General features: G+C 66.7%; 5 protein-coding genes. 4 read left to right on the plus strand and 1 reads right to left on the minus strand.

Features of this window, described 5'->3' with window-relative positions; all coding sequences use genetic code 11:
• Positions 1 to 159 precede the first annotated feature (159 nt).
• Complete coding sequence (locus tag ACESY8_RS07205) at positions 160 to 762, minus strand: DUF6064 family protein (protein WP_024723183.1); 603 nt, start codon at positions 760 to 762, stop codon at positions 160 to 162.
• Positions 763 to 955: 193 nt separating this feature from the next.
• Here ACESY8_RS07205 and ACESY8_RS07210 point away from each other — a divergent pair, with 193 nt between their 5' ends.
• From ACESY8_RS07210 to ACESY8_RS07225, 4 genes are all read left to right on the plus strand, one after another.
• A complete protein-coding gene (locus ACESY8_RS07210) occupies positions 956 to 4,234 on the plus strand; it encodes a PD-(D/E)XK nuclease family protein (protein ID WP_498794680.1) in 3,279 nt (1,092 codons plus the stop codon).
• Positions 4,235 to 4,525: 291 nt separating this feature from the next.
• On the plus strand, positions 4,526 to 4,747 hold the full coding sequence (locus tag ACESY8_RS07215; RefSeq protein ID WP_009259567.1) for a helix-turn-helix domain-containing protein: 222 nt from the start codon (positions 4,526 to 4,528) through the stop codon (positions 4,745 to 4,747).
• A 98-nt stretch (positions 4,748 to 4,845) separates the two neighbouring features.
• Entirely contained in the window at positions 4,846 to 6,282 is a 1,437-nt protein-coding gene (locus ACESY8_RS07220) for an alanine/glycine:cation symporter family protein (protein WP_054338491.1), read from the plus strand.
• 37 nt (positions 6,283 to 6,319) lie between these two features.
• Positions 6,320 to 8,131, plus strand: a 1,812-nt coding sequence (locus ACESY8_RS07225; RefSeq protein WP_498794681.1) for a UvrD-helicase domain-containing protein, incomplete at its 3' end; no start/stop codon positions are given.

Consider the following 8,131-nt stretch of genomic DNA (forward strand, 5'->3'; position numbering starts at 1 on the left):
CCCCCCCCCCCCCCCCCCCCCCCCGTCTCGCGCGCATGGAGACTAGCGGGGGACATAGACCAGCTCGGTCATGCCGTTGTGGACGGCGGTATGGAGCAGATGGAGCTTCCGCTCCTCCGCCAGCACCCCGAACAGCGAAACGCCGCTCCCCTTTGAAAACTAGTTCCGCCTAGCCGACCTTACGGCCATGACAAGCTGTACAGCCCCATACAGGCCGCAGAGCAGGAGAATTGTGTCCTCATAGGCGTGAAAAAAGATCGATTTAATCCCAGTCAGCCCCCAAAGAGTCAGAAGAGCAAGGAGAAGCCTGTTCTTGTACCGGTAACCCGCACAGACCGTGATGCTCAGACTGACAATGGGACAGGGCATAATATGTGTCACCATTTGCGGAAAGGCGTTTCCCAGAAGGAGGGAGACGAGGGGGTAAAGCAGCCAGAGCAGCAGAAGCAGGGCCTGCACGGCGGTGGGTTTTTGGAGCGTATCCGCTCCGTTGTGCCTGCTCTCATACAGGAACAGAATGCCGAAGAGCAGATAGAGCGGAAGCACAAAATACTTCTGGATAGGTTCTGATCCATAACGGGCGAAAAAAGCGAGACCGATCCACAAGTTTGCGATTCCGAGGGCAAACTTTGCCGCCCATGGTGCCTTTTGGGTGTAGGACAGCGCGAACATAACCAGGAGAACGAGCAAGAGGACGATTTGCAGGCCCCATGTATCCATATTATAGGCCCCGATTACCTTCCAGAAGATCTGTGCGTCCAATTTGCCTCACCTCCAAATTGCGATATTGTTTATTGTAGCATATCGGAGGGACGTGCTCAACGGGGAAGTCCCCGCTGTCCAAGATTGCGCGGCGGGGCGGGATATGATATAATTTAATATCTGACCAAAGAATGGGGGGAGAGACATACTCAAGCTGCTGCTGGGCCGGGCGGGGACGGGAAAGACCCGCGCCTTGCTGGAGGCCATGGCCGCCGGGGACGGGCGGCCCCAGATTCTGATCGTCCCCGAGCAGCACTCCCACAGCATGGAGCGCCAGCTCTGCGCCATCGGAGGCAGCCGGGTGTCCCTCTTCGCCGAGGTGCTCTCCTTCACCCGGCTGGCCAACCGGGTGTTCTCCGTGTACGGCGGTTTAGCCGCCCCGGCGCTGGACGGGGGCGGCCGCCTGCTGCTGCTGTGCGCCGCCCTCAGGTCGGTGGCCCCGGAGCTGCGGGTGTACCAGCGCCCCTCCCGCAAGCCCGCCTTTCTCTCCGGCCTGCTGGCCACGGTGGACGAGCTCAAGACCTGCCGCATCACCCCGGAGCAGCTCTGGACCGCGGGGGAGGAGAGCGGCGGCGGGGAGGGGGACAAGCTGCGGGACCTCTCTCTCATCTACGGCGCCTACGAGGCCATGACCGCCCGCCAGGGGGCCGACCCCCGGGACCGGCTGACCCGGCTGGCGGAGGCGCTCACCCGGGAGGACTGGGCGGCGGGGAAGGACTTCTACCTGGACGCCTTCACCGACTTCACCCCCCAGGAGCGGGCGGTGCTCTCCACCCTGCTGGGGAAGGCCAATTCCGTCACCGTGGCCCTCACCTGCGACAAGCTGGAGGAGGACGAGGGGGGCGCGGGGATTTTCTCCCCCGCCCGCCGCACCGCCCGCCAGCTCCTCCGGCTGGCCCAGGAGCGGGGCGTTTCCCGGGAAATTGAGGTGCGTTCCGGCGGGGCCGGACCCAAGACGGCGGCCCTGGCCCACCTGGAGGGCCAGCTCTTCGCCCCCCGGCCCGACCCCTGGGCGGGCGAGGCGGAGGAGCTCACCATGCTGAAGGCCAACAGCCCCTACTCCGAGGTGGAGTGGACGGCGGCGGAGATTTTGCGCCTGGTGCGGGAGGAGGGCTACCGCTTCCGGGACATTGCCGTGTGCGCCCGCAGCCTGGAGGGCTGCGGCTCCCTCGTCGAGACCATCTTCGCCCGGTACGGGGTGCCCGTGTTCCTCAGCCGGATGAGCGACATTCTGCAAAAGCCCATTCTGGCCCTCATCACCTCCGCCCTGGAGGCCGCGTCGGGGGGCTACCGCTATGACGACGTGTTCCGCTATCTGAAAACCGGGCTCACCGGCCTGTCGGCGGAGGACGTGGATCTGCTGGAGAACTACGTGCTCAAGTGGAGCCTGGAGGGGAGCGCCTGGACGGGGGCGCGGGACTGGGCGAACCACCCCAGAGGGTACGGCCTGCCCTTCTCCGAGGGGGACCGGGCCCTGCTGGCCCGGCTCAACACGCTGCGGCGTCAGGTAGCCCAGACCCTGGAGGGCCTGCGGAAGAACCCGGACAAGACGGGCCGGGGGCAGGCGGCCGCCCTCTACGCCTTTCTGGAGGCGGCGGGGGTGCCGGAGCGGCTGGCCCAGCGCACCGAGGAGCTGAACCGCCGGGGGCAGGCCGCGCTGGCGGAGGAGTATGCCCAGCTCTGGGAGATCCTCTGCGGCGGCCTGGAGCAGTGCGCCCAGATTCTGGGGGACGCCCCCATGGAGCTGGACGAGTTCTCCAAGCTCTTTGCCCTGGTGCTCTCCCAGTACGACGTGGGCTCCATCCCCGTGTCCCTGGACCGGGTGAATGTGGGCGACATGCCCCGCCTGGCCCACCGGGCCTGCCCGGTGGTGTTCCTGCTGGGGGCGGACGACGGGGCCATCCCCGCCGCCGCGCCGTCGCCGGGCCTGCTCAACGACGACGACCGGAGCCTGCTGGCCTCCTACGGGCTGGAGCTGGCCCCCCGGCTGTCCGACAAGCTGTACCGGGAGATGACCATCGTCTACGAGACCTGCGCCCTGCCCCAGCGGCGCTTCTATTTGAGCTGGGCGGCGGCCGGGCCGGACGGGGAGGAGCGGCGGCCCTCCTTCCTCCAGTCCAAGCTGAATTTCCTGTTCCCCCAGGCCCGGCGGGTGGAGGAGGGGCGGCTGGACGGCTCCTTCCGGCTGGCGGCCCCCCGGCCCGCCCTGGAGCTGGCGGGGCGGTTCCCCCAGGCCGGGGCGGCCCTGCGCGCCCTGCCGGAATACGCCCCCCTGGTGGAGCGGATGGAGCGGGCCGCCCGCATGGAGCGGGGGCGGCTCACCCGCCCGGCGGTGGACGCCCTCTATGGGAGGCGGGTGCCCATGTCCGCCTCCCGGATGGACAAGTACAAGTCCTGCCACTTCTCCTACTTTATGCAGTACGGCCTGAAAGCCGAGCCCCGGCGGGCCGCCGGGTTCCAGGCCCCGGAGTACGGCACCTTCGTCCACTATGTGCTGGAGCACGTGCTGCGGGCCTGCCGGGAGCGGGGTGGCGTGAAGGAGGTTCCGGCGGAGGAGCTGCGCACCCTGGCCCAGGCGGCGGTGGAGCGGTACGTCAGCCAGGAGCTGGGCGGGATGGAGCACGAGACCGCCCGCTTCCGCTACCTGTTCCGGCGGCTGCTCAAATCGGTGTACGCCGTGGTGGACAACGTGGCGGAGGAGCTGCGCGCATCTCAGTTCCAGCCCATTTCCTTCGAGCTGGGCTTCGGCGCGGGGAAGGACCTGCCCCCGGTGGAGCTGAGTGTGGACGGCATGACGGTCAGCATCTCCGGCTTCGTGGACCGGGTGGACGGCTGGGAGCACGATGGGCGGCTCTATCTGCGGGTCGTGGACTACAAGACGGGGCGCAAAACCTTTGATCTGACGGATATCTGGAACGGCATGGGCCTTCAAATGTTGCTCTACCTGTTCACCCTGGAGCGAGAGGGGGAAGCGCTTTACAACCGGGAGATCATCCCGGTCGGCGTGCTCTACCTGCCCGCCCGGAACGCGGTGGTCGCGGGCAGCCGGGCCATGAGCGAGGCCGAGCGCCGGAGAAAGGTGGACGCCGAGCTGCGGCGGCGCGGCATTGTGCTGGACGAGCCGGAGGTGCTCGCCGCCATGGAGGAACCGGGGGAGGCGGGCATCCGCTTCCTGCCCGTGAAGGTGAACAAGGCCGGGGCCATCACCGGCGAGGCGCTGGTCTCCGCCGAGCGGCTGGGTAAGCTGGCCCGGCACACCGGGCGGATTCTGGAGGAGATTGGCCGGGAGCTGGCCGCCGGCAACATCGCCGCCGACCCCTTCTGGCGGGGGCCGGATCACAATGCCTGCCAGTGGTGCGAGTACGCCGCCGCCTGTCACTTCGAGGAGGGTCGGGGCGGCGACCGACGGCGCTTCCTGCCTGCCGTCAGGGGCGAGGAATTCTGGCAGGCGGTTGCGAAAGAGCAAGTATGAGTTGGGAGCCCAGATACAGCCCGGAGCGGAACTGTTCGTCGCTCTCGATGGCGGAGAGCTTGCACAGCTCCGACCAGAAGTCGTCCAGGAACGCGGCGGAGGAGCCCTTTCCAAGGCGGGTCATGTAAGTATCGACAACGGCAAGCTACTTGCGGTATTCTGGAGAAGTCTCATGGATCATCAACTGCTGTAATTCTAAGAGATCAAACGTGATAGAACCTCCTTTTGTTGAGAATAACTCTATACTCGTTGTAGTGAGAATAACTCCACATGTCAAGAGAGGAGCGGAAAATGGCCACTTTTGAGGAGCGGCTTACAAAGCTGCGTACGAAAGCAGGGGTGTCACAACAGGCGATCGGGGATGCCTTGAACGTGTCCCGCTGGGCAGTTCACAATTATGAGGCGGGGAAAAACCGGCCGGATTTTGATGGCCTGATCGCCCTGGCCGACTATTTCGACGTCTCCCTGGATTATCTGGTCGGACGCTCCGACCGCCGGGAGCGCAACCCGTAGGGGCGGGTCCCCTGCTGGATGTACCCCTGGAGATGGGGGCTGACTCCAGGCACACAATAGTAAAAAGCAAAGAAATGAAAAGAGAGGAATATCTGCGCATGATCAATTTTGGAGCGCTCTTGAGCAACACCAGCAACTTTCTGTATACCTATATTCTCATCGCCCTGCTGATTTTTGCGGGGCTCTACTTCACCGTGCGCACCCGCGGGGTGCAGTTCCGGCTGTTCCCCGAGGCCCTGCGGGTGCTGGGGGAGAAGAAAAAGGACGGCAAGGACATCTCCTCCTTCCAGGCCCTGATGATCTCCACCGCCTCCCGGGTGGGCACGGGCAACATCGCCGGGGTGGCCAACGCCATCATCGCGGCCACGGTCATCGGCGGCTACGGCGCGGTGTTCTGGATGTGGCTGCTGGCCCTCATCGGCGCGGCCTCCGCCTTCATTGAGAGCACCCTGGCCCAGTGCTACAAGGAGAAGCACGGGGACAACTGGGTGGGCGGCCCGGCCTACTACATCCAGAAGGCCCTGGGCAGCCGGTTCTTCGGCGTGGTGTTCGCGGTGCTGCTCATCGCCTGCTTCGCCTACGGCTTCAACGCCCTCCAGGCCTACAACGCCGGCTCCGCCCTCCAGTACTATCTGCCCGGCTACTCCGAGAGCGTCTGGCCCGCGGTGGTGGGGGCGGCGCTGGCCCTGCTTACCGGCCTGTGCATCTTCGGCGGCGTACGCCGCATCAGCGCCATCACCTCCGGCATCGTCCCGGTCATGGCGGCCATCTATATCGCCCTGGGCCTCTTCATCACCGTCAAGAACATCGGCCAGGTGCCCTATATGCTCTCCATGATCGTCTCCCAGGCCTTTGATCCAAAGGCCATGTTCGCGGGCATCGGCGCGTCCTGTATCATGCAGGGCATCAAGCGTGGCCTCTACTCCAATGAGGCGGGCATGGGCTCCGCCCCCAACGCGGCGGCGGCCGCCGACGTGTCCCACCCGGTGAAGCAGGGGCTGGTGCAGATGCTCTCCGTGTTCATCGACACCATTCTCATCTGCTCCACCACCGCCTTCATGCTGCTCCTCTCCGGCGTGCCCATCGACGCCTACTCCGAGGGCATGAACTTTGTCCAGGCGGCGGTGCACAGCCAGGTGGGCCCCTTCGGCCCCCTGTTCATCACCGTCTCCATCTTCCTGTTCGCCTTCAGCTCCCTGGTGGGCAACTACTACTACACCGAGTCCAACTTCCGTTTCATCCGGGACTCCAAGACCGGGCTGCTGGTGTTCCGGCTGACCTGTGTGGCCGCCATTTTCATTGGCGCGCAGATGAGCTTCTCCATGGTGTGGGATCTGGCCGATGTGCTGATGGGCCTGATGGCCCTGGTCAACCTGGTGGCCATCCTGCTGCTGGGCGGAAAGGCCATCCGGGTGCTCAGGGACTACCAGAAGCAGCGCAGGGCGGGGAAGAACCCCGTCTACCGCTACGACGAGGTGGGCGTGGGCAGCCCGGAGATCTGGAACGAAGCCCACGCCAAAAAGTGGGAGGACTGAACCGAACCCATCCCCGCTGAGCGGAAAGGAGCGCCCTATGGCCTTTTCCCTGACAAGTGAACAGCAGGCTGCGGTGGACAACCGGGGCGGCGGGCTGCTGGTGTCCGCCGCCGCCGGCTCCGGCAAGACCCGGGTACTGGTGGAGCGGCTCCTGGCCCGGGTGGAGGGGGAGGGGCTGGACATCGACCGCTTCCTGGTCATCACCTACACCAAGGCCGCCGCCGCCGAGCTGCGGGGCCGCATCGTGGAGGAGCTGTCCGCCCGGCTGGCGGAGCGCCCCACCGACGCCCACCTGCGGCGGCAGGCCACCCTGGTCTATAAGGCCCAGATCTCCACCGTCCACGCCTTCTGCGCCCAGCTTTTGCGGGAGTGCGGCCACCTGCTGGAGCTGGATCCGGACTTCCGCCTGTGCGACGAGGGGGAGGCGGGCATCCTCATGCTCCGCGCCCTCAACGATGTGCTGGACCGGCGCTATGAGGACATCGCCGAGGGGAGTGATTTCGCCCGGCTGGTGGACACCATGTCCGCCGGGCGGGACGACAGCCGGCTCATGCAGATCGTGCTGGACATCCGGGGGCGGGTGCAGGCCCACCCCAATCCCGCCGCCTGGCTGGACGGGCAGGAGCGGGCCTTTGCCCTGGAGGGGGTAGACGACCCGGGGGAGACCCCCTGGGGCCGCCTGCTGCTGGACGACGCGGGGCGGCAGGGGGCCTACTGGCGGGACAAGATCGCCCGGGCCCTGGAGCTGTGCCCCTGCGACGCCAATCTGGACGCCAATTACGCCCCCAGCCTCTCCGCCACCCTGGCGGCCCTGGACGCCTTTGTGGAGGGGACGCGGCGGGGGTGGGACGCGGCCCGGGCCGCCCTGCCCATCCCCTTCCCGGCGGCGGGGCGCAAGAAGATTGTGGACTGCCCCGACGCGGCGGAGCAGGTGAAGGCCATCCGGAGCACCTGCAAAAAGCGGATGGAGAAACTGGGGGAGTGGTTCGAGGACTGCGGGGCGGATCTCCTGGAGGATCTCCGGGCGGTGCACCCGGCGGTGCGGGGGCTGTTCGCCCTGGTGAAGGACTTCGAGGGGGCCTACGCCGCCGAGAAGGCCCGCCGGGGCATGGTGGACTTCGCCGATCTGGAGCACATGGCGGTGCGCCTGCTGGTGGGGGAGGACGGCGCCCCCACCGAGCTGGCCCGCCAGTGGTCCGCCCGGTACGACGAGATCATGGTGGACGAGTACCAGGACACCAACGAGGTGCAGAACGCCATCTTCACCGCCCTGTCTCGGAACGGCACCAACCTCTTCCTGGTGGGGGACGTGAAGCAGTCCATCTACCGCTTCCGCCTGGCCGATCCCACCATCTTCCTGGGCAAGTACCGCGCTTTCGCCGACTACACCCAGGCGGCGGAGGGGGAGGAGCGGCGGCTCATCCTGTCACGGAACTTCCGCTCCCGGCCGGAGGTGCTGGAGGGGGCCAACTTTGTGTTCCGCAGCGTCATGTCCGCCGACTTCGGCGAGATGGACTACACCGCCGACGAGGCCCTCTATCCCGGCGCGCCCTTCCCGCCCGACGGCCGCTACGCCGTGGAGCTGGACGCGGTGGACGCCTCCGCCGAGGGGGAGGAGGAGAAGACCGCCCGGGATCTCATCGAGGCCCGCTTTGCGGCCAAGCGCATCCGGGCGCTGGTGGACGGGGGCTTTCCTGTCTCCGACGGCGAGGGCGGCGAGCGGCCCGTCCGCCCGGCAGACATCGTGATTTTACTCCGCTCCCCCAACACGGTGCTCCACCACTACGCCCGCGCCCTGGGGGAGCGGGACATCCCCTGGGAGGCGGAGGGCGGGGGCGAAGAAGTCGCC

Origin of the sequence: Clostridium sp. ATCC BAA-442 (genome assembly GCF_964239415.1) — a bacterium.
In the GTDB taxonomy this organism is placed as follows: Bacteria; Bacillota; Clostridia; order Oscillospirales; family Oscillospiraceae; genus Flavonifractor; species Flavonifractor plautii.